Source organism: Pseudomonas sp. CFII68, from assembly GCF_000416195.1.
Lineage (GTDB): Bacteria > Pseudomonadota > Gammaproteobacteria > Pseudomonadales > Pseudomonadaceae > Aquipseudomonas > Aquipseudomonas kilonensis.
This window is the reverse complement of record NZ_ATLN01000092.1, coordinates 90,587-110,530: the sequence shown is the minus strand read 5'-3', so window position 1 is coordinate 110,530 and position 19,944 is coordinate 90,587. Positions and strand designations below refer to the sequence as shown.

The following is a 19,944-nucleotide window of genomic DNA, read 5'->3' as shown; positions in this document are numbered from 1 at the left end:
AAGCCTCGGGAACGTACGCCGTGTCACCAAGGCGCCAGCTTCAGTCTCTCCGGCATCTTGCGTATCTGACCGTCTCCGTGACTTCGTGCAATCGGATCCCCATCCTCGTCGAAGGCCTGCACGGCCAGTTCCGCCGCCACCGGGTCCACGTCGACTCGGCAGAAATTGTCATCCTGGGTGAAGCCCCACGCCCTGTAGTGCATGATGCCCTGGGCCGGACTGATGGCAAAGCCATCCTGGGTATTCGCAGCGCGTGAATTGTGGACGTAGCCAGCGGGGTCGCCATCGGCGAAAGCAAACGGCCAATAAAATGCGGAGGAGACGATGGAATAAGCCTTGAGCGCCGCAGCGGGGGCCGAGAACTCCAGTTGCGCCACGCTGGAGCAATGGATGTCGCCGGAGAGGAAGATCACGTTCTGCACGTTCCCGTCCACCATTGTTTGCAGAATCCGCCGGCGTGTGTTGGGAAAGCACGGCCAGGAGTCATCCTTCTCCTTGTGTTCATCGCTGAGCAAGGTGTCCACCCCGTTTGGCAGGAAGACGCTGGAAGATACGATGAACTTCGGCACGTTGCCGCGGGTTTGCTGCATGTGCGTCAGCCACGCGCATACCCGATCCAACTGGCTCGGTTCGTTGGGATCAAGAGAGGGCCGACCCAGTAAGTGATTGTCGGCCAGCCCCGGCAGGTCGGCGAGAAAGCGCTGGGTGCGGGTGTCCAGTACAAAGAACGGATAGCCGGCGCAAACGAAGTCGTAAAACAGGTTCAGGGTGCCCATGCGCTTGAGCGAGGCTGGCACCCCGTACGCCGGATCATTTACATAGCTGTCGGTGAAACGCGGCCCGTGACTCCACTGGTAACTCATGTAGGCACCAATGGCCAGGTTGAAGAGCATCCTTTTACCATTGCTCTGGTGCAGGCGATCCTGCGACCAGTTATCCTCGATTTCATGGTCATCCAGGATCATGTAGGTTGGCACGCGACTCAACAGCTTACGCATGTTCCGGGACCCGAACGCAATGTGGTAGCGCTCCTGAAACTCCGCGTAGGTATCCGCCAGGCCGATTGGCACCAGGCGATTGAACATGTCCGCATAGATCTGATCCCCGGCCATGAGTGACAGGTTGACCGGCCTTGCCTCGTGCTGCTTGAGCATGGGGCGAAAGATGCGGTCGGCTTCCTTGCGCTTCCATAGCAAACCTGGATAACGGCACGAGCCCAGCAGAAAACTGAGTGGGGATGCGGCTTGTCCTGGCGCTGGCTGTGTGGTGAACGTAGCCTCGGCAAACGCTTCGCCCAAACCATTTTCGAGATTCAACTTGTCGGCCCATACGGACGCGTCTGGGAGCTTGGACGCAATCTCCTCGCTGGTTACATTGCTGTCATTGGGATACGCGTCATCCTGATTCAGCGACGCCATGCGCACGGTGTAGGTGGTGGCGGGATTGAGCGTGTAAGGCTGCAGTTTTTTTTCCTCTGCCGCATCTTTCCAGAGGGACTTGTCTACGCCCAGATTCAACGTGCCGGTACGGTCGTATTCGCGGGGCAGGCGAAAATAGAAGATATCGCCCGGCTTTACCTTGCCGTTTTTTCCTACGACACCTAGCACGCCAATGGAGCGGACCTCTTCATCGAGTTCTTTTCGATCGAGGCAATCCGAGGCGGCAATCCACAGCCGGCACGAACGATAGGTAGTGTGTCCCACGATGGGACCGAGTGCGGGCGCGCGAAGCGTACTCATGTAGGGGCATCCTTCCAGGCTGGTTTATGCAACGGTTTCCGTCCACGTCCGAGCGAACCATTGCGAAGCAAGTGCAGAGGGGCATCGAGGACCGAGTTCAGTACCTGATTTCTTGTTTGAGATTGAAAAACACCTCCTTTGGGTGGTCTGGAGGAACAAAGTCCCTGCCTTACGCGGCAGCAAGCCGGGCCGGCCGTTCTGTTGCCGTAAGCAATCGCGTCGGGCGCGTAGCGCTGCATGATCACTGGAACATCGAGCAAGTGGTCATAATGCGCATGGTCAATCAGGAGGACTTTTACGTTCTTCACGTCCGGCAGGTAATCGGCGATACGCTGCTCATTCGCGCGAACAAAGATGGGGACGTTCGGATTGCTGAAGGACGGTGCGAGTAACAGGCCGTTGCCGTGCCAGTTGAGTAGCCAGCCGCCTACGCCGAGGTAGGTGATCTTCGGCTCGGTCAGATTGTGTTCGTTGGCGGTGGGCTCTTTACCACAGTCCTCCCGTGGAGAGCGATCTTCGGCGCAACCCACCAGGCCGGGAGTGAGGTCCTTGGCGCAGCCCGCCAGACACAGCAGCATCAGTGCAATGACCAGACGCATCGCCATCCTCCCTGACATCCCGAACATCAGTGCAGCCATTACACGCTAGTTTATTTTCCGCGGCACCGCTATATCGCGCTGGCTTCTAAAAAGAAATAACGCAATCGATTGAAATAGCGTTATTGCAGAACTCTGGAAAACGCCACAAAGGAGACTAAATTAGTTGACACCCCACCAACAACTGAAACTAGACACCCAAATGACCTAGTGCTAACGTCAGCATTAACCGACCCATTCGGCGCCATAAAGACTTATAGTCTATGAGCGACTCTTGTTCGCGGCATAAAAATAACGAACAGTGTTACGCTCGTGCAACAGTCTATAATCTTGTTTTCATTTCAGAGGGGATCGCAAAACATGCCTATTGTGCTCCCTAAAACCGATCATCTCGCAAACTCGGTCAAGCGAGCCAAGCTTCTGTTGGCATTCGCTACACAAGCCGGAATTCCGATTGCCGACGCTGACTTGAAAGCAGTAATTGGCGCAGAGCAGGCGCTCGATAAGGGGGAATTGACGCTTGACCAAGAAGCGGCATTTTGGACGTCGCTGTCGAAGTTGGCCGTCGCCGTGCGGCCAGTGACCATCGCCAGCCTTCAAGACACGGGGCTGGTTACCGGAAGTTCATTGATCGGTCTGTTTACCAATCGGGCCAGCAAATATGTCGCGTGGGGGTCGATGGCCACCTTATTGATAATACTCTGCGCACAAATTCAGGCGGTACAGCTTTCCTCGCGCATTCAAGGCCTTGATGATCTGGTCGCGAAGAACAAGACCTCCATTGATACCGTGTTGAAACTCTGGGTGGAAAGTCAAAATGCGACACTGGTTATAAAATCACTGGACCCTACAACCAACGTTCCCGTTACAACTGAAGCCAAGGCAAAACAAATCGCCGCCTACTCTGTCTTTGTAGCAGCCTATGAGCAAAATCGCGCAATACAGTCGGAACGCGCTTCCGCCGCCAACTTGCTGAATTTCTCCAGGACATTCTGGATGGTTACATTCTTTGATGAGCCGCCCATTACAACAAGGTCTTCTCCCAAAGATATTGCCCCTCCTATGGAGTCTTCCGAGCGCCCCACATTGTCACTAGGCGAGTCTGTTGATGAATATCGTCCTCGCCAACAGGCCCAAAACCAATACGATATTCTCTATCGCCTGCTCCTGCCAGCGTTGTACGGCTTGCTGGGTAGCTGCGTGTTTGTGTTGCGCTCCGTCAGTTCACAACTGGAGACCTTCACGTTCACCTGGACACGGCGCCTGCTTGGATCAGCGCGATTGGCCCTCGGACCGATCCTGGGCGTCGCGTCTCTGGTGTTGATCGCCCCTTCGAAGACGGACGCCTTGGGCAACTTACCTCAGATTGGGATCGCGCTGATTGCCGGGTACTCGGTAGACTTGGTATTGAATTTCATGGATAGGATCACGGCTGCTTTCGGGCATCCATCTTCAACACAATCGCCATCAGGCAAGCCTTAGGCTCTATACGCAAAAAGATATCGCAAACATCGCATGGAACAAGCCAGTTAAACCATGGCGGCATAGCTTTTCGCGAGCCTGTCGAAGCGCGTCATGATCCTGCGGTTCTCTTTCAGCCAGCCAAACATACGTTCGATGATATGGCATTGTCGGTACTTGGGCCGATCAAACAGTCTTGACAGGTCGGGTCTGGGTTTGCGCTTCATCGAGCGCAGCGGGATGGCGAGTTGCGTTCGATACTGATCGCAATATCGACGCAGTGCTTCAATGCCGTAACCCTCGTCGGTAAGCAACCCATTGCAGCGTTTGCGTGGGCGGCAACGTTATCTTGAGGGAATGCTTACATTATCCAGCAGTTGGGCATTACTGATATACATTTATCCCATTAGCAAAAACACATCCTGACTTTCAGAATTGGGCGATACAGTATATCGACACGACTGTCTCAGATGACGACCTGAACAGCATTACATTAAACCCCAATACATGCATTCATAATGCAGCGATGGAAAACATTGCAGGATTGTTCGGCAGAGTGCTACTAATACTTTGCTGGAGTCCGCACGAACGCGACGATAATTCTGGTAGGTTGCATGCCTATATCGGCCGCAATGCGTCACACGACAGAGATTCGCAGGCAACGGGGTCGACTACACATGAGTTAAAACATGAAAAATCAAGATAAAACCATTCGCAAGCTTGCCACGCAACGAGTTGCCAGTATATTTAACACCCCTATAGATACCTTTAATGAAAGTTCAGTATTTGGACGCGACCTCAAAGCCACTCGCCCTCCTGGTTTATTCAGAAAAAATGAATACGATGTAATCGAAGGTGACATACTGGACGTATGCACCAGAGAAAAATACAAATCGATAATTGCTGGAAAATTAACAATTTACACCGTCGGTGATTATTGCAACCATATGATTGAATGCTACAAAGCAAACCCGAAGGACGTAGTTAAAACTTTAAAAGCAGATTCCCTAGATCCTGACCTAGGTTGAGATTCGAGAGGCCACGATAGACGAGAAACGACTCACACCTCAGCACATAAATTTCAGACAAAAAAAAAGCCACTCATCTGAGTGGCTTTTTTTCTGAATCTTGGAGCGGGAAACGAGACTCGAACTCGCGACCCCGACCTTGGCAAGGTCGTGCTCTACCAACTGAGCTATTCCCGCGTCTTGGTGTGGCGCATTCTATAGATTCAGATTACGCCGTCAACCCCTTGATTCAAAAAAGTTTTATTTCGGCTCTACATCCGTCCGCAGATGCGGCCAGGCGGCGCGTAGGTATTGGACCATCGACCACAGCGTCAGGCCGGCGGAAACCAGCAACAGCGCATAGCCCAACAGCACCCAGAAACTGAAGTCCGAAGGGTTGGCCAGCAGGATCACCAGCGCCAGCATCTGCGCGGCGGTTTTCCATTTGCCGAGGTTCGACACGGCGACCTGGGCGCGGGCGCCCAGCTCGGCCATCCACTCACGCAGCGCCGAGACGACAATTTCGCGGCCGATGATCACCGCCGCTGGCAAGGTGAGCCAGAGGTTGCCGTGTTCCTGTACCAGCAGCACCAAGGCCACTGCGACCATCAGCTTGTCGGCCACCGGGTCGAGGAAGGCACCGAACGGCGTGCTCTGCTCCAGGCGTCGCGCCAGGTAACCATCCAGCCAGTCCGTCGCGGCGGCGAAGGCAAAGACCGAGGCGGAGGCCACGTAGCTCCAGTGGTACGGCAAATAGAACAGCAAAATGAAGATCGGAATGAGCAGGACGCGTAGAACGGTAATCAGATTTGGGATATTCATCGGCACAACTGGCTACAAGGTTGACGGGCATTCTACTCGCTGTGCAGGTTTGCATAAATCGACTCAGCGAGCTTTTTACTGATACCGGGTGCTTTGGCTATCTCCTCGATGCTGGCACGAGACAGTTCCTGCAATCCACCAAAATGTTTCAACAAGTCGCGACGGCGCGTCGGGCCGACGCCTGCCACACCTTCCAGTGTAGACGTACGGCGCGTCTTGCCACGGCGGGCACGGTGTCCGGTGATGGCGAAACGGTGGGCTTCGTCACGGATCTGCTGGATCAGGTGCAACGCTGGCGAATCGCCCTTGAGGGTGAACTCATGGGCAGCGTCGTTCAGGTACAAGGTCTCGAAGCCGGCCTTGCGCGTCGCGCCCTTGGCCACGCCCAGCAGGATCAGGTCGGGGACCATCAGCTCATTGAGCACATCGCGGGCCATGGACAATTGGCCCTTGCCGCCGTCCACTAGCAAGATGTCCGGCAACTTGCCCTCCCCGTCCTTCAGCTTGCCGAAGCGGCGCATCAATGCCTGGTGCATGGCCGCGTAGTCATCACCAGGCGTGACACCTTCGATGTTGTAACGGCGGTAATCGGACTTGATCGGGCCTTCCGGGCCGAACACCACGCAGGACGCCACCGTTGCCTCGCCACTGGAATGGCTGATGTCGTAGCACTCCAGCCGCTGCGGCGGCTCGTCCAGGTTAAGGACATCGGCCAGGGCATCGAACCGCGCCGCCACGTGCTGACGGTTGGCCAGGCGCGCGCCCAGGGCCTGTTCGGCGTTGGTCACGGCCAGTTGCTGCCAACGGGCACGGGTGCCACGAACGCGGTGGCTGATGGTCAGTTCACGACCGCGAAGCTTGTCGATGGCTTCGATCAGGGCCGGGAAATCCTCGTGGACCACGTTGACGATCAACTCGGCAGGCAAGTCGCGTTCCGGACTGCTGATGTAGTACTGGCCCAGAAACGCCGCCATGACCTCGGCCACGTCCTCCTCGATACCCACTTGGGGAAAGAAGTTCTTGCTACCCAGCACACGACCGCCCCGCACGCTGATCAAATGCACGCAGGCGCCGCCCGGATTGATGAACGCGGCGATCACATCGACATCACCGCTGCCCCCTTCCATGCTTTGCTGGTCCTGCACGCGGCGCAGCAGGCCAATCTGGTCGCGCAGCTCGGCAGCCCGTTCGAACTCAAGGTTGACCGCCGCGTCTTCCATGGCTGCCGACAGTTCATCGGTCAGCGCATTGCTGCGGCCTTCCAGGAACATCACCGAGTGACGCACGTCTTCGGCATAGACCTGCGGCTCGACGAATCCCACGCAAGGCGCCTTGCAGCGCTTGATCTGGTATTGCAGGCAGGGCCGGGTGCGGTTCTTGTAGTAGCTGTCTTCACACTGGCGAACGAAAAAGGTCTTCTGCAGCAGGCTGAGGCTCTCACGAATCGCCCCGGCGCTGGGATAAGGACCGAAATAGCGACCCTTGGCCTTTTTGGCACCCCGATGAATGCTCAGGCGCGGAAAGGCCCCGTCGGACAGAAACACATACGGGTAGGATTTGTCGTCGCGCAACAGGATGTTGTACGGCGGGCGCCATTCCTTGATCAGCGTCTGCTCGAGCAGCAGCGCCTCGGTTTCATTGGCGGTGATCGTCGTTTCGATTTGCGCGATGCGCCCCACCAGGGCGGCAGTCTTCGGGGCGAGGCCGGTCTTGCGAAAGTAACTGGCCAGGCGCTTCTTGAGGTTCTTGGCCTTGCCGACATACAGCAGGCGTGCGTCGCCGTCGAACATGCGGTACACGCCGGGGCGACCGCTGCAAGTGGACAGGAACGCGCTTGGATCAAACAAATCAGTCATTTTCAGGCGCTGGCATCGACCATGCCGTGGCGCACCGCCAACAGTGTCAATTCGACGTCACTGCTGATCGAAAGCTTCTCGAAGATACGATAGCGGTAGGTGTTGACGGTTTTTGGCGACAGGCACAGCTTGTCGGAGATGATCTGCACCTTCTGGCAACCGACAATCATCAGGGCAATCTGGATTTCCCGCTCCGACAGCGCATCGAAGGGAGAATCGTTGGTTGGCTGGAACGACTTGATCGCCAATTGCTGGGCGATTTGCGGGCTGATGTAGCGTTGCCCGGCAAAAACCAGACGAATGGCCTGGACCATCTCGTTCAAGCCAGCACCCTTGGTGAGGTAGCCCGCCGCGCCCGCCTGCAACAGCCGGGTGGGAAACGGATCCTCTTCGCACACGGTCACCGCGACCACCTTGATGTCCGGGTGACTGCGCAGCAGCTTGCGCGTGGCCTCAAGGCCGCCGATGCCAGGCATCTTGACGTCCATCAACACCACGTCGGGCTTCAATTCACGCGCCTTGATCAGGGATTCTTCCCCGGATTCAGCTTGGCCAACTACCTGCAGGCCGTCTATGTCAGCCAGCATTCGTGTAATGCCCGTACGGACGAGATCATGGTCATCGACCACTAACACCCTAATCAAGCAGACACCTCACGATTTGGTCTTATTTGGGTTGCACAACACCTTAGCAAAAAGCGTCCGGCAGACCTAGCGCAAAGGGACAGATAAAAGTTACAACACGTCTTTATTGAGATAACGCGCGAGGCTTCAAGCACCGGCGTCTCGCTGCATCCTCAGGAAACACTCGTCCTCGCCCACGACGTGCAGGCCCATGCGTTCGTACAACGCCCTGGCCGGATTATCCTTGAACACCGTCAGGCGCAGCGCCGGGCGACGCTCCACCCCCACCAGGCCCCAAACCTGTCCGATCGTCCAGGTCCCGGCGCCCTGCCCGCGAAACGACGCGTCGATCTGCAGCTCCCGGATATACAACGCCCGGGCGTCACGACTGAGACTGACAAAACCCAGCGCCTGGCCGGCACGACTGATTATCCAGTTCTGACGAATGATCCAGGCCAGATCGAATGCTTCGTCCTGCCAGAGCAAATCATGCCTGAGGTAGTAAGGAAGCATGTTGTCGCAGGTCAGCTGCCGGGCGAAGTCGATGTCCTCGCTCGTTGCGGCACGCCACTCGAAGCTCATGAATACCTCATTAAAGCACTGCCACCGGCACGACTTGCCCGGCCCAGCCGTTGGCGTCGCGACGAGCGATCACTAACAACTCGCCCGTACCCGACGCCGCCGCGAGCAGCGCACCGTCCGAGCCCCAGATGGCGCTGCGGCCAGCCGACTCCCAACCGCCAGTAGCGCCGCCATGATTAGCCATCAGCACAGTCATGGCATGCTGCCGGGCATAGCCTTGCAACAACGTCGTATCGGGCACGTAGCCACCTTCGGTAATCAACACGCCTGCTGCATACAGCGTAGCGCCCTGCCCGGCTGCCGCGGCAGCATGGCTGGCGTGGGAGAAATCGGCACACACCGCCAGCGCGATGCGGTCCTGCCCCATCGTCAGCATCGAGCCGCCATGCCCCGGGGCGAAGGCGACTTCTTCCCCCGGATGCAGATGCTGCTTGCTGTACACCCCGAGGGAGCCATCGGCACCGAGGACCAACGCGCCGATCAACACCGGAGCGTCGGCCGACAGTCGAATGGGCATGCCCACCACCGCTGTCAGGCCAAGCTCGCGGGCCAAGTCGCGCAGCGGTTGCAATACGCCATCCTCCGGCAGGATGGCCAGATCCGCCGCCAGGCCGCGCTCGTAGCCGGTGAGCGACAGCTCAGGAAACACTAGCAACTGCACGCCCTGCTCAGCGGCCGCCTGCATGAAATGCTGATGACGCAGAAGGTTGGCGTGAACGTCCCCCGCGATGGAGATCGACTGGGCGGCGGCGAAGGCTGGAGCGGTCATGAGTCATCCTTGGGAGGCGCTGCAAACCTGAAGTTTGTCATAAAGCCCAGCGGACTCAAGCCGGGGTGAACCATTGCATGCCCTCGATAGAATTTTCTGATTGAACCGGCGCCCCGTCCTCAAGTAAGCTCAGGGCCATTCATCGGAGACAGACCATGTTCAACGCCCTCTCACCGCTTCAAACCGCCAGCGCCCCGCGCTCGGTTGCGGCTGCCCGGGCGAACAGCGTTCAAACTCCGGTCAGCTTTTATTTTGGGTATTGGTTTAGCCACTGGCGCGCCTGATACCCAACCGGCGCCCACTTTAAACGGGTCGCCTTCCAGAGTTTTCCAAACCCCCGGTCGGCCTCCCGACCGGGGGTTTTGTTTTTTCAGGCCCCACACATTTGCAGCACCAGACAACTTGAGGATTGAGCCATGAACTACGCCACTTATTACCGTTACGACAGTTTTTCCGCCTGGCGATTTACCAGCCACCGCTCGGGACAGCCTGCCGCCTCCGATCGGTCACCTACCGGTGGCAAGCCTCAATTGCGGGCCAATCCGGCCAATTGTCGAACACCCCACTAGGACCGGCGCGCGGGAATGAACCCGCTGCCCGTCCAGGAAGCCAAATCATGAATTCGTCCGTCTCCGCTTTGCCGCTGTCCACGCTCAACCCTGCCAACGAAGCCCTGACCCTGCGTCTGCCGAGCTCGTTGCAACTCAAGCACCAATTGCCGCTCAGCACCGCGTTGAGCCATCAAGTGAGCGCCCATCGCCAGGCCATCCGCGCGATCCTCGAGGGTGAGGACTCCCGCCTGCTGGTCATCGTTGGCCCCTGCTCGATCCACGACCCGAAATCCGCCCTCGAATACGCCGCCAACCTGGCTCGCGTGGCCCATGAAGTGAGCGACAGCATGCTGCTGGTCATGCGCGCCTACGTGGAAAAGCCCCGCACGACCGTAGGCTGGAAAGGCCTGGCCTACGATCCTGGCCTGGATGGCAGCGATGACATGGCTGCCGGCCTGACCCTGTCCCGGGAACTGATGCGCGAAATATTGCAACTGGGCTTGCCCGTCGCCACCGAACTGTTGCAACCCATGGCCGCCAGCTACTTCGATGACCTGCTCAGTTGGGTCGCCATCGGTGCACGCACCACCGAATCGCAGATCCATCGGGAAATGGCCAGCGGCCTGGGCATGCCCGTGGGGTTCAAGAACGGCACGGACGGCGGGGTCGGCATTGCCTGCGATGCCATGCGCTCTGCCGCCCATCCCCATCGGCATTTCGGCGTGGATAGCCAGGGGCATCCAGCGATCATCCAGACGCCGGGCAACCCCGACACCCACCTGGTGCTACGCGGCGGCCATCGCGGGCCGAACTACGACCAGCAGAGCGTCACGCAGATACACCACGACCTGACCCGCCTCAAGATACCGGCCAGGATCATGGTGGACTGCAGCCACGCCAACAGCGGCAAAGACCCGCTGCGCCAACCGCAGGTGTTCAACGACGTGCTGGAACAACGGCTGCAAGGGAACCGCGCCCTGATCGGCATGATGCTCGAAAGCCATCTGTTCGAAGGCTGCCAACCGCTGAGCCCATCGATGCGCTACGGCGTCTCGGTCACCGACGGTTGCCTGGGCTGGGAGTCCACCGAGCTATTGCTGCGCGAAGCCCATCGCAAGCTGCGATTGCCAGCCTGAGGTCCGAATGCGCCCTCTTCTGGGATAAATACTGTGGCTTGTCTGGATCATTGTGGTGAGCACTTGCTCCCGTTGGGCTGCGCTGTAGGAGCTGTCGAGTGAAACGAGGCTGCGATCTTTCCATTGCCAATTGAGTCTGGAGCGAAAGATCAAAAGATCGCAGCCTCGCTTCGCTCGACAGCTCCTACAGCGACCAGCGGGAGCAGGCTCTCTCGCCACAGATCTATCGCCCCTCCCAAGTGAACAGCATTATCTTCTCTGGGAGCGCCTCGCTCAGCCTGGCGCACTGGAACGAACCTGGACCGTCACCCACTCGGAACGCTGGCTGACGTCATCCAGGCGCTCGACCTGATAGAACACGTCCACCGACCTGTCGCCTTGATCCTGCCAATACACCGCAGGAATCACAAAAGCGAGCGGTTGGCCCGCCGTGGCCTCGGTGATTTCGCGTTCAAGGACATAAGACGAGTTTCCGTTGCACTGCAACCAGACCAACTCGCCCGCCTCAAGCCCGGGATCATCGACGACAATCGTCACCCCCTCTTGCAAATCGTCGACATCCAGCCACCCGTCGTTCATCTCCCGGATCCTGGGCGCCTTCAACGCAGGACGCAGCAGAGGACCGATGTGCACCGACAAGGGCTCGGCACGGCGCACCGAATGTCCGCGCCTGACGACATAGGCCAAGGCCAGGTTGTGCCCTACATGGGGAGCGATCAGCGAATGATCGACCCAGAGCGATACCTCACGACCGACAGCATGGGCTTCTATCTCCAGCACATCGCGCCAAAGCGCGTTGGAGTCCTTGCTGGCCGTCAGGATCAACCGATCGCCGACCGCCATCCTGGCGTAGGGCCGAATCATCACCCACGTTCCGTCAGGTACCCGACTCGGATCAAGGCTGCCACCGACCGCATCGTTGGCAATGGCAGGCAGCAGTTGCGGTGATACATCGCCGATGTCCAGTTGCAGATGTTGCGAAACCAGGGTGGCCGGCAACTGTTTGCCCGTCACCTGGTAGGAGAGCTCCAGCGAGCCACCGTCCAACTCGGCGATATGCGGTTCGCGCACGACGAACACGACGTCTCGCCCTACTTGCCGCTCCGTGACGAACCCGGCCACTTCATGTCGGTAAGGCTCTCCCTCGTTGTTGAGCCCATGCCAACGCAGCAGCACCTCATCCCCGCACGCCATCATCGGATAAGGCTTGACGGTAACGACGGCCTTGCGCCAAGCGGGGTCGATCACCCCGTCTCTGGCCGCTGCCAGGACCGGTGGCGGCAGCCTTGCTCCTGAGGTTGAACGGGATCGTTGAAGAGAGGGGTAAGTGATCATGTACAGGCTCCAGTCCTTGGATGAAGGCACCGTTTGCATAACGGCGCTCGATGGAGCCATTAAAACCCGTTCGCGCCAAACCCACAGCCAGACAAGACGACAACGGCGGTGGTCCCTGGCGTTCAAAGCTGTAGCTGCAAACGACTCGGGTTATAGGAGACCTCCTACACCTTTAGCCAGCACCGGGCTATTTCCCATTCTTCCCACTTTTTCTATTCCGGTTTCCCCGGTTCAGCGCGGTTTCTTCCTACACCGTCCATTACAGGCCTGGATTAGAGTGAAGTCGCAAATTCATCGTGAACCTCTTCGAAAAAGGTACGAACATGCAACGGAATGCAACCACTCAATTTCCCATCCTGTTGGTCCATGGGTTGTTCGGGTTTGACAGGATCGGCGGTTTCGAACTTTTCCATGGCATCAAACTAACCCTACGCGCAGGCGGTGCCCGGGTGTTCATCCCGTACCTGTCGGCCACCCATTGCAACGAGGCCAGAGGCGAACAACTGCTGGCGCAAATCGATCGGGTCCTGGCCGGCACCGGTGCCGCCCGGGTCAACCTGATCGGCCACAGCCAAGGTGCGCTGGCCGCCCGGTATGCCGCCGCGCTGGCACCCGACAAAGTGGCCTCGGTCACGTCGGTCAGCGGTCCCAACCATGGTTCCGAACTGGCCGACTTCCTGCACAAGGCCCTTACCCCCGGACGCTTGCCGGGGCATGTGGCAAGGGGCGTCGCCACACTGTTCGCCGATTTCATCTCGCTGCTTGACGGGCAGGCGCAGCTATCGCCCACCGCCGTCGCCGCGCTGGCGACGTTGACCACCGAGGGTGTGGGCACCTTCAACGACAAATACCCCCAAGGCCTGCCGAAGCACTGGGGTGGGAACGGCCCGGACCGGGTCAATGGCGTGCGCTACTACTCATGGAGCGGTACGTTGCGCGAGGCTACGGGGCAAGCATCGGAGCCTTTGCAGGGTTTCTGCCGCGCCTTTTCCGACTACTTCATCACCGAAGCCGAGCAGAACGACGGCCTGGTCGGACGCTTCAGTTCGCACCTGGGCAAGGTCATTCGCTCCGACTATCCAATGGACCATATGGAGGCCATCAGCCCAGGAGCCGGCATATCACGCAAGGGTACAGACCCCACAGAGCTTTACCTGCGCCACGCCGAGCGCCTGCGCAAAGCCGGCCTTTGATCGCCGGGTCCAAGGTTTTGACGCAATTTTGACAACAACCCGTCAATGAATCCGGTAGGCTCAACACCTTTAACTACATCGAAAGGAATTTGCCCCATGGCTAAAGCCACTGCCCGCCACATCCTGGTTTCCACCGAAGACAAGTGCAACGAACTCAAGGCCCAGATCGAAGCTGGCGCTGATTTCGCCGAAGTCGCCAAGGCCAACTCCTCCTGCCCGTCCAGCCGTCAGGGCGGCGACCTGGGTTCGTTCGGCCCGGGCCAGATGGTCAAGGAATTCGACACCGTGGTATTCAGCGCACCGATCAATGTGGTCCAGGGCCCGGTCAAGACTCAGTTCGGCTACCACCTGCTGGAAGTCACCAGCCGCCAGGACTGATCCCGGTACAGATACCCTTCACTCAAGGGTGATGTGATTCATTGTGGCGAGGGGATTTATCCCCGCTGTGGGAGCAAGGCTTGCCCGCGATGAACGATAACGCGGCTTAGCTGTTGGACCGTGGCGCGGTCATCGCGGGCAAGCCTTGCTCCCACAGGTCTTGCTCCCACAGATAAATCCCTTCTCCACAAGGGCTGGCGATTCATGCGCCGCTCGCGTACAAATCGTGTCATCGATCACCCGGCTTTAAGGCTGACAATGCGACTGGCGTTCCCTTCCCTGCTATTGACTGCCGTGGTCCTGCTGACAGGCGCCGTCGGCGCCGATGCAGCACCGCAACATGCCCTGACTGTCTATGGCGAACCGGCCAAATACGCCGAAGGCTTCGGCCACTTCGCCTACACCAATCCCCAGGCCCCCAAAGGCGGGACTATGCGCCGCTCGGCCATCGAGATCGGCCACTTCGACCATGTGCTGCCGTATATCGACAAAGGCATCGGCGTCAGCCAGATCGACGGGATGCTGTATTCGCCACTGGCCCAGCGCTCGCTGGATGAGCCCTATACCGTCTACGGCCTGGTGGCGCAGAAGATGGAGCGAGCCGACGATGGCCTGTCGCTGCGCTTCTACCTGAACCCGAAGGCGCGCTTCGCCGATGGCAAACCCATTACCGCCCAGGACGTGCGCTACAGCTTCGAGCTGTTGATGACCCAGGGCAGCCTGCGCTATCGCACCCAGTTCGCGGCGGTCAAGGACGTCGTGGTCGAGGACGAACGCACCGTTCGCTTCAACTTCAAGAACAACGAAAGCCGTACCCTGCCCCTGGACATCGCCACCCTGCCGGTCTTTCCCGAACACTGGTGGAAGACCCGCGACTTCGCCAACGGCGGCGGCTACGAGGCCCCGCTGGGCAGTGGCCCCTACCGGGTGAGCAAGGTCGATTCCGGGCGCAGCATTACCTTCAAGCGCAATGCCGATTGGTGGGGCAAGGACCTGCCGGTCAGTCGTGGGCTCTACAATTTCGACCATTTCAGCATCGAGTATTTTGGCGACACCGACGTCGCCCGCCAGGTGCTGCGCGGCGGCGCCTATGACTACAACCGTGAATTCTCCGCCACCGGCTATGCCATCGGCTATGACGGCCCGGCCCTGCAGGATGGTCGCCTGCAAAAGGCCCACCTGGCCACCCAAGCCCCCCAGACTGCCCAGGGTTTCGTCTTCAACCTGCAAAAACCGCAGTTCCAGGATCGTCGTGTGCGCCAGGCCCTGGCGATGCTCTGGGATTTCGAATGGAGCAATCGCCAGATGATGCGCAACGTCTATGTGCGTCAGCAGAGTTACTTTTCCAACACTGAACTCGCCGCCCGGGAACTGCCCGATGCCGGCGAACGGGCGATTCTCGAGCCTTTGCGCGGGCAGATTCCCGACGAAGTCTTCACCCAAGTCTTCCAGGCCCCGAAAACCGACGGCAGCGGCGTGATCCGCGACAAGCAACTGCAAGCCCTGGCGCTGCTGGAACAGGCCGGCTGGAAACCCGACGGCGACCGCTTGGTGAATGCCGAGGGCGAGCCACTGAGCTTCACGTTCCTGAACAGCCAGAACGGTATCGACCGCCTGCTGCTGCCCTATAAACGAACCCTGGCGCAAATCGGCATCGACATGAGCATCCGCCATATCGACGCGTCCCAGTACGTCAATCGCCTGATGAGCCGTGACTACGACATGATCATCACCGGCTACCCCGTCAGCACATCGCCGGGCATGGAGCTCTACAACTACTTCGGCTCGGCGGCGGCCAACGACCCGGGGGCCAACAACTACATGGCCTTGCAGAACCCGGCGGTGGATGCCCTGATCGACGGCCTGGTCAAGGCCACGACCAAAGCCGACATGCTCCACCACGCCCGTTCACTGGACCGGGTGCTGCAATGGAATTACTACTGGATTCCCAACTATTACCCGCCGGGCAGTTCGACCGTGTGGTGGAACCGCTTCGGCATCCCGAAAGTTCAGGCCAGTAATGACGAAGCCATCGAAAGCTGGTGGGAAGTGAGCACCACACCGTTGACCAACGAGCAGATGCGCGCCGAACGCATCAAGCGCGGCACACCCGGAGGGCCGCATTGATGTGGGCTTATATCGCGCGACGCCTGCTGCTGATCATCCCCACGCTGGTGATTATCCTGCTGGTGAATTTCGTCATCGTGCAGGCCGCGCCCGGCGGACCGGTGGAACAGGCCATCGCCCAGCTGCAAGGCATCGGCGGCGCCAGTGTCGGCGGTTCGGGCAATGCCATGACCGGCAGCTCCCGCGCCAGTCGCGGCCTGGATCCGCAACTGATCAAGGACATCGAGAAACAATACGGCTTCGATAAACCGGCCCACGAACGCCTGTGGCTGATGCTCAGCAGTTACGCTCGCCTGGACTTCGGCAAGAGTTTCTTCCGCGGCGCGACGGTCACCGACCTGATCCTGGAAAAGATGCCGGTGACCATTTCCCTCGGGCTCTGGGCGACGCTGATCACGTACCTGGTGTCGATCCCCCTGGGCATCCGCAAGGCGGTGCGTCACGGCTCGGCATTCGATGTGTGGAGCAGCACGGCGATCATCATTGGCTATGCGATGCCGGCGTTCCTCTTCGCGATGTTCCTGATCGTGGTGTTCGCCGGCGGCACCTCGCTGAACTGGTTTCCGGTGCGCGGGCTGGTGTCGGATAACTTCGAGTCGCTGTCGACGCTGGGCAAGATCGCCGACTACTTCTGGCACCTGGTGCTGCCCGTGACGTCGCTGGTGATCGGCGGCTTCGCCACCCTGACGATCCTGACCAAGAACTCGTTCCTCAATGAAATCACCCGCCAGTACGTGGTCACCGCGCGGGCCAAGGGCATGAGCGAACAACGGGTGCTGTACGGTCACGTGTTCCGCAACGCGATGCTGCTGGTGGTATCGGGCATTCCCCAGGCGTTCATCAGCGTGTTCTTCGCCGGCTCCTTGTTGATCGAGGTGATTTTTTCCCTCGACGGCCTCGGACGCATGAGCTACGAGGCCGCGGTCTCCCGGGATTATCCGGTGGTGTTCGGCTCGTTGTTCATCTTTACGCTGTTCGGCCTGCTGATCAAACTCGTCGGCGACCTCTGCTACACCCTGGTGGACCCGCGCATCGACTTCGCCGCGAGGAACGCCTGATGTTCAAGTTTTCCCCCTTGGGCCGCCGGCGCTTCGAACGTTTCAAGAAAAATCGCCGGGGCTGGTGGTCGCTGTGGCTGTTCATCGGCCTGTTCATCCTGAGCCTGGGCGGCGAGTTGATCGCCAATGACAAGCCGCTGGTGGTCAGCTACCAGGGTTCGCTGTATTTCCCGGTGTTCAAGCGCCATACCGAACAGGAATTTGGTGGGCAGCTGCCGTTCCAGGCCGACTACCGCAGCAGCTACGTGCAGAACCTGATTCACAAGGACGGCGGCTGGCTGTGGTTCCCACCGATCCCGTTCAGCGACGACACACCCAATTACGACCTCAACCAACCGGCCCCGAGCCCACCCTCGACCGTGAACTGGCTGGGCACCGATGACCAGTCCCGGGACGTGCTGGCCCGGGTGATCTTCGGTGCGCGGGTGTCGATCCTGTTCGCCCTGGCCCTGACCGCCATCAGCGCGCTGATCGGTATCGCCGCCGGTGCATTGCAGGGGTATTACGGTGGCTGGGTGGATTTGCTCGGGCAACGCTTGCTGGAAGTCTGGTCCGGGCTGCCGGTGCTCTACCTGCTGATCATCTTGTCCGGCTTCGTGGAGCCGAATTTCTGGTGGTTGCTGGGGATCATGGCGCTGTTTTCCTGGCTGGCCCTGGTGGACGTGGTCCGCGCCGAGTTCCTGCGCGGGCGCAACCTGGAATACGTGAAAGCCGCCCGGGCCCTGGGTTTGTCGGACCGCAAGGTGATCGTGCGGCATATCCTGCCCAACGCGATGAACGCCACCCTGAGCTATCTGCCCTTCATCCTCACCGGGGCGATCTCCACCCTCACCGCCCTGGATTTCCTCGGCTTCGGCATGCCGGCCGGCAGCGCGTCGCTGGGGGAACTGATCGCCCAGGGCAAGCAAAACCTGCAAGCGCCGTGGCTGGGGCTGACGGCGTTTTTCACCCTGGCGCTGATTCTTTCTCTACTGGTGTTTATCGGCGAGGCGTTGCGAGACGCATTCGACCCACGATCATGAAACGGCCATGAAGCAGAACCTTGAGATGAGCGACAACCTGATCGAAATCCGCGACCTGAGCGTGGCCTTCAACGACCAGACGGTGGTGCGCAACCTGTGCCTGGACATCCGCCCCGGCGAGTGCCTGGCCCTGGTCGGCGAGTCCGGCTCCGGCAAGTCAGTGACGGCCCACTCGATCCTGCAATTGCTGCCCGAGACAGAAGCCCGCGCCACCGGCAGCATTCGCTACCGCGGCCAGGAACTGCTGGGCGCCGAGGCCAAGACCCTGCGGGAGTTGCGCGGCAACCGCATCGCGATGATCTTCCAGGAGCCGATGACCTCGCTGAACCCGCTGCACAGCGTCGAGAAGCAGATCGGTGAAACCCTGATGCTGCACCGGGGCCTGGGCGGCAAAGCGGCGCGCCAGCGCATCCTCGAACTGCTGGCCCTGGTGGGTATCCAGAAACCTGCCGAACGCCTCAAGGCCTATCCCCACCAACTGTCGGGCGGCCAGCGGCAACGGGTGATGATCGCCATGGCCCTGGCCTGCGAGCCGGAGCTGTTGATTGCCGACGAACCGACCACGGCGCTGGACGTGACCGTGCAACGCAAGATTTTGCTGTTGCTCAAGTCCTTGCAGCAACGGCTCGGCATGTCCTTGCTGCTGATCAGCCACGACCTCAACCTGGTGCGCAGCATCGCCCAACGGGTATGCGTGATGAAGGCGGGAGAAATCGTCGAACAGGCGCCTTGCGAAACCCTGTTCAGTGCACCGAAACACCCCTACAGCTGCGAGTTGCTGCACGCCGAACCGGAAGGCGAAGCGCTGCCCCGGGACGAGCGCGAAAACGTGTTGCAGGTGCAGGACCTGCGCGTGAGTTTTCCCTTGGGCGGCGGGCTGTTCCGGCGCAAGGAATACTTGCGCGCCGTGGACGGTATCAGCCTGAGCATCCAGCGCGGCAAGACCCTGGGCATCGTCGGCGAATCCGGTTCCGGCAAGTCCACGCTCGGCCAGGCGATCCTGCGGCTGATCGACTCCGAAGGCAGCATCCACTTCCAGGGCCAGGCCCTCGATCAGCTGTCGCACAAGGCACTACGGCCATGGCGCAAGCAGATGCAGGTGGTGTTCCAGGACCCGTTCGGCAGCCTCAGCCCGCGCATGTCGGTGCAGCAGATCATCAGCGAGGGCCTGGAGGTCCACCAGCCTTCCAGCGCCGAACAGTGTGAAGCCCGGGTGATCCAGGCCCTCAAGGAGGTCGGCCTCGACCCTTCGACCCGTCATCGCTACCCCCACGAGTTCTCCGGCGGCCAGCGCCAGCGCATCGCCATTGCCCGGGCCTTGGTGCTCAAGCCAGCGTTGATTTTGCTGGACGAACCCACCTCGGCACTGGACCGCACCGTGCAGAAACAAGTCGTCGCCCTGCTCCGTCAGCTCCAGGAGAAGTACGACTTGACCTACCTGTTCATCAGCCACGACCTGGCGGTGGTCCGCGCCTTGGCCCACGACATGATCGTGATCAAGGACGGCAAAGTGGTCGAGCAAGGCGCCAGTCATGACGTGTTCGACGCGCCCCAGCATCCTTATACGAAGGAGCTGTTGGCGGCGGCGCATCCGGGGTGGGCATAATCGGCGTTATGCAGTTGGACCGCGTCGCGGCCTTCGCGAGCAAGCCCGCTCCCACAGGTGCTCTCGATCGTTCATACGAACAC

General features: G+C 59.6%; 18 protein-coding genes, 1 tRNA gene and 1 pseudogene. 10 read left to right on the top strand and 10 right to left on the bottom strand.

From position 1 onward, the window contains the following. Positions 1-23 precede the first annotated feature (23 nt). The gene (locus CFII68_RS12180) at positions 24-1,739 is read right to left on the bottom strand and encodes an alkaline phosphatase D family protein (protein ID WP_018608075.1); all 1,716 of its coding nucleotides are present in this window, start codon (positions 1,737-1,739) and stop codon (positions 24-26) included. Then, positions 1,736-2,338: a hypothetical protein gene (locus CFII68_RS12185; RefSeq protein ID WP_018608074.1), complete on the bottom strand. Its 603-nt coding sequence runs from the start codon at positions 2,336-2,338 to the stop codon at positions 1,736-1,738. Before CFII68_RS12185 ends, CFII68_RS12180 begins: the two co-directional genes overlap by 4 nt. Positions 2,339-2,695: 357 nt before the next feature. Here CFII68_RS12185 and CFII68_RS12190 point away from each other — a divergent pair, with 357 nt between their 5' ends. Next, on the top strand, positions 2,696-3,817 hold the full coding sequence (locus tag CFII68_RS12190; RefSeq protein ID WP_018608072.1) for a hypothetical protein: 1,122 nt from the start codon (positions 2,696-2,698) through the stop codon (positions 3,815-3,817). 47 nt (positions 3,818-3,864) lie between these two features. Here CFII68_RS12190 and CFII68_RS0126030 read toward each other — a convergent pair. Continuing rightward, positions 3,865-4,140, bottom strand: a pseudogene (locus CFII68_RS0126030) (transposase); the annotation flags it as partial. A 345-nt stretch (positions 4,141-4,485) separates the two neighbouring features. Between CFII68_RS0126030 and CFII68_RS26855 the strand changes: the two are divergent. Further along, the gene (locus tag CFII68_RS26855; protein WP_074849649.1) at positions 4,486-4,824 is read left to right on the top strand and encodes a hypothetical protein; all 339 of its coding nucleotides are present in this window, start codon (positions 4,486-4,488) and stop codon (positions 4,822-4,824) included. 101 nt (positions 4,825-4,925) lie between these two features. On the opposite strand, the gene CFII68_RS12195 is transcribed toward CFII68_RS26855, so the two are convergent. The 6 genes from CFII68_RS12195 to CFII68_RS12220 form a co-directional block, all read right to left on the bottom strand. Beyond that, a tRNA-Gly gene (locus CFII68_RS12195) sits at positions 4,926-5,001 on the bottom strand. A gap of 63 nt (positions 5,002-5,064) precedes the next feature. Next, on the bottom strand, positions 5,065-5,625 hold the full coding sequence (pgsA, locus tag CFII68_RS12200; protein ID WP_018608070.1) for a CDP-diacylglycerol--glycerol-3-phosphate 3-phosphatidyltransferase: 561 nt from the start codon (positions 5,623-5,625) through the stop codon (positions 5,065-5,067). Between the two features lie 32 nt (positions 5,626-5,657). Beyond that, positions 5,658-7,481: an excinuclease ABC subunit UvrC gene (uvrC, locus tag CFII68_RS12205; protein ID WP_018608068.1), complete on the bottom strand. Its 1,824-nt coding sequence runs from the start codon at positions 7,479-7,481 to the stop codon at positions 5,658-5,660. Positions 7,482-7,483: 2 nt separating this feature from the next. Then, a complete protein-coding gene (gene uvrY, locus CFII68_RS12210; RefSeq protein ID WP_003200277.1) occupies positions 7,484-8,125 on the bottom strand; it encodes a UvrY/SirA/GacA family response regulator transcription factor in 642 nt (213 codons plus the stop codon). Positions 8,126-8,251: 126 nt separating this feature from the next. Beyond that, positions 8,252-8,686 (bottom strand): N-acetyltransferase, encoded by a 435-nt coding sequence (locus CFII68_RS12215; RefSeq protein ID WP_018608064.1) that lies wholly within the window; start codon positions 8,684-8,686, stop codon positions 8,252-8,254. Between the two features lie 10 nt (positions 8,687-8,696). Beyond that, positions 8,697-9,455: a carbon-nitrogen hydrolase family protein gene (locus CFII68_RS12220; protein ID WP_018608062.1), complete on the bottom strand. Its 759-nt coding sequence runs from the start codon at positions 9,453-9,455 to the stop codon at positions 8,697-8,699. 416 nt (positions 9,456-9,871) lie between these two features. Between CFII68_RS12220 and CFII68_RS27710 the strand changes: the two genes are divergently transcribed. Together CFII68_RS27710 and CFII68_RS12225 are read left to right on the top strand one after the other, a co-directional pair. Beyond that, on the top strand, positions 9,872-10,024 hold the full coding sequence (locus CFII68_RS27710; protein WP_003200270.1) for a hypothetical protein: 153 nt from the start codon (positions 9,872-9,874) through the stop codon (positions 10,022-10,024). 47 nt (positions 10,025-10,071) lie between these two features. Next, positions 10,072-11,142 carry a 3-deoxy-7-phosphoheptulonate synthase gene (locus tag CFII68_RS12225; protein WP_018608060.1) on the top strand — a complete coding sequence of 357 codons (1,071 nt, stop codon included), beginning with the start codon at positions 10,072-10,074 and terminating at the stop codon, positions 11,140-11,142. Positions 11,143-11,415: 273 nt separating this feature from the next. Here the strand turns inward: CFII68_RS12225 and CFII68_RS12230 are convergent, their stop codons facing one another. Next, complete coding sequence (locus CFII68_RS12230) at positions 11,416-12,390, bottom strand: hypothetical protein (protein WP_018608058.1); 975 nt, start codon at positions 12,388-12,390, stop codon at positions 11,416-11,418. A 410-nt stretch (positions 12,391-12,800) separates the two neighbouring features. Here CFII68_RS12230 and CFII68_RS12235 point away from each other — a divergent pair, with 410 nt between their 5' ends. The 6 genes from CFII68_RS12235 to CFII68_RS12260 all read left to right on the top strand — a co-directional run bounded on the left by CFII68_RS12235 (position 12,801) and on the right by CFII68_RS12260 (position 19,861). Further along, positions 12,801-13,670: a triacylglycerol lipase gene (locus CFII68_RS12235; protein ID WP_018608056.1), complete on the top strand. Its 870-nt coding sequence runs from the start codon at positions 12,801-12,803 to the stop codon at positions 13,668-13,670. 96 nt (positions 13,671-13,766) lie between these two features. Continuing rightward, positions 13,767-14,048, top strand: coding sequence for a peptidylprolyl isomerase (locus CFII68_RS12240; RefSeq protein WP_003200262.1), 282 nt, complete (start codon positions 13,767-13,769; stop codon positions 14,046-14,048). A 258-nt stretch (positions 14,049-14,306) separates the two neighbouring features. Next, positions 14,307-16,175, top strand: coding sequence for an extracellular solute-binding protein (locus CFII68_RS12245; protein WP_018608053.1), 1,869 nt, complete (start codon positions 14,307-14,309; stop codon positions 16,173-16,175). Further along, positions 16,175-17,233 carry a microcin C ABC transporter permease YejB gene (locus CFII68_RS12250; protein ID WP_018608051.1) on the top strand — a complete coding sequence of 353 codons (1,059 nt, stop codon included), beginning with the start codon at positions 16,175-16,177 and terminating at the stop codon, positions 17,231-17,233. Before CFII68_RS12245 ends, CFII68_RS12250 begins: the two co-directional genes overlap by 1 nt. Next, entirely contained in the window at positions 17,233-18,255 is a 1,023-nt protein-coding gene (locus tag CFII68_RS12255) for an ABC transporter permease (protein ID WP_018608049.1), read from the top strand. Before CFII68_RS12250 ends, CFII68_RS12255 begins: the two co-directional genes overlap by 1 nt. A gap of 25 nt (positions 18,256-18,280) precedes the next feature. After that, the gene (locus CFII68_RS12260) at positions 18,281-19,861 is read left to right on the top strand and encodes an ABC transporter ATP-binding protein (RefSeq protein ID WP_018608047.1); all 1,581 of its coding nucleotides are present in this window, start codon (positions 18,281-18,283) and stop codon (positions 19,859-19,861) included. The last annotated feature ends 83 nt before the right edge of the window (positions 19,862-19,944 follow it).

Excerpts from the sequence above, each read along its gene's own strand:
- CFII68_RS27710 (WP_003200270.1), top strand. The coding sequence starts at position 9,872 with ATGAACTACGCCACTTATTACCGTTACGACAGTTTTTCCGCCTGGCGA.
- CFII68_RS12235 (WP_018608056.1), top strand. The coding sequence starts at position 12,801 with ATGCAACGGAATGCAACCACTCAATTTCCCATCCTGTTGGTCCATGGG.
- uvrC (WP_018608068.1), bottom strand. The coding sequence starts at position 7,481 with ATGACTGATTTGTTTGATCCAAGCGCGTTCCTGTCCACTTGCAGCGGT.
- pgsA (WP_018608070.1), bottom strand. The coding sequence starts at position 5,625 with ATGAATATCCCAAATCTGATTACCGTTCTACGCGTCCTGCTCATTCCG.
- CFII68_RS12225 (WP_018608060.1), top strand. The coding sequence starts at position 10,072 with ATGAATTCGTCCGTCTCCGCTTTGCCGCTGTCCACGCTCAACCCTGCC.
- CFII68_RS12255 (WP_018608049.1), top strand. The coding sequence starts at position 17,233 with ATGTTCAAGTTTTCCCCCTTGGGCCGCCGGCGCTTCGAACGTTTCAAG.
- CFII68_RS12250 (WP_018608051.1), top strand. The coding sequence starts at position 16,175 with ATGTGGGCTTATATCGCGCGACGCCTGCTGCTGATCATCCCCACGCTG.
- CFII68_RS12190 (WP_018608072.1), top strand. The coding sequence starts at position 2,696 with ATGCCTATTGTGCTCCCTAAAACCGATCATCTCGCAAACTCGGTCAAG.
- CFII68_RS12245 (WP_018608053.1), top strand. The coding sequence starts at position 14,307 with ATGCGACTGGCGTTCCCTTCCCTGCTATTGACTGCCGTGGTCCTGCTG.
- CFII68_RS12215 (WP_018608064.1), bottom strand. The coding sequence starts at position 8,686 with ATGAGCTTCGAGTGGCGTGCCGCAACGAGCGAGGACATCGACTTCGCC.
- CFII68_RS12220 (WP_018608062.1), bottom strand. The coding sequence starts at position 9,455 with ATGACCGCTCCAGCCTTCGCCGCCGCCCAGTCGATCTCCATCGCGGGG.
- CFII68_RS12185 (WP_018608074.1), bottom strand. The coding sequence starts at position 2,338 with ATGCGTCTGGTCATTGCACTGATGCTGCTGTGTCTGGCGGGCTGCGCC.
- CFII68_RS12240 (WP_003200262.1), top strand. The coding sequence starts at position 13,767 with ATGGCTAAAGCCACTGCCCGCCACATCCTGGTTTCCACCGAAGACAAG.
- CFII68_RS12180 (WP_018608075.1), bottom strand. The coding sequence starts at position 1,739 with ATGAGTACGCTTCGCGCGCCCGCACTCGGTCCCATCGTGGGACACACT.
- CFII68_RS26855 (WP_074849649.1), top strand. The coding sequence starts at position 4,486 with ATGAAAAATCAAGATAAAACCATTCGCAAGCTTGCCACGCAACGAGTT.
- CFII68_RS12260 (WP_018608047.1), top strand. The coding sequence starts at position 18,281 with ATGAGCGACAACCTGATCGAAATCCGCGACCTGAGCGTGGCCTTCAAC.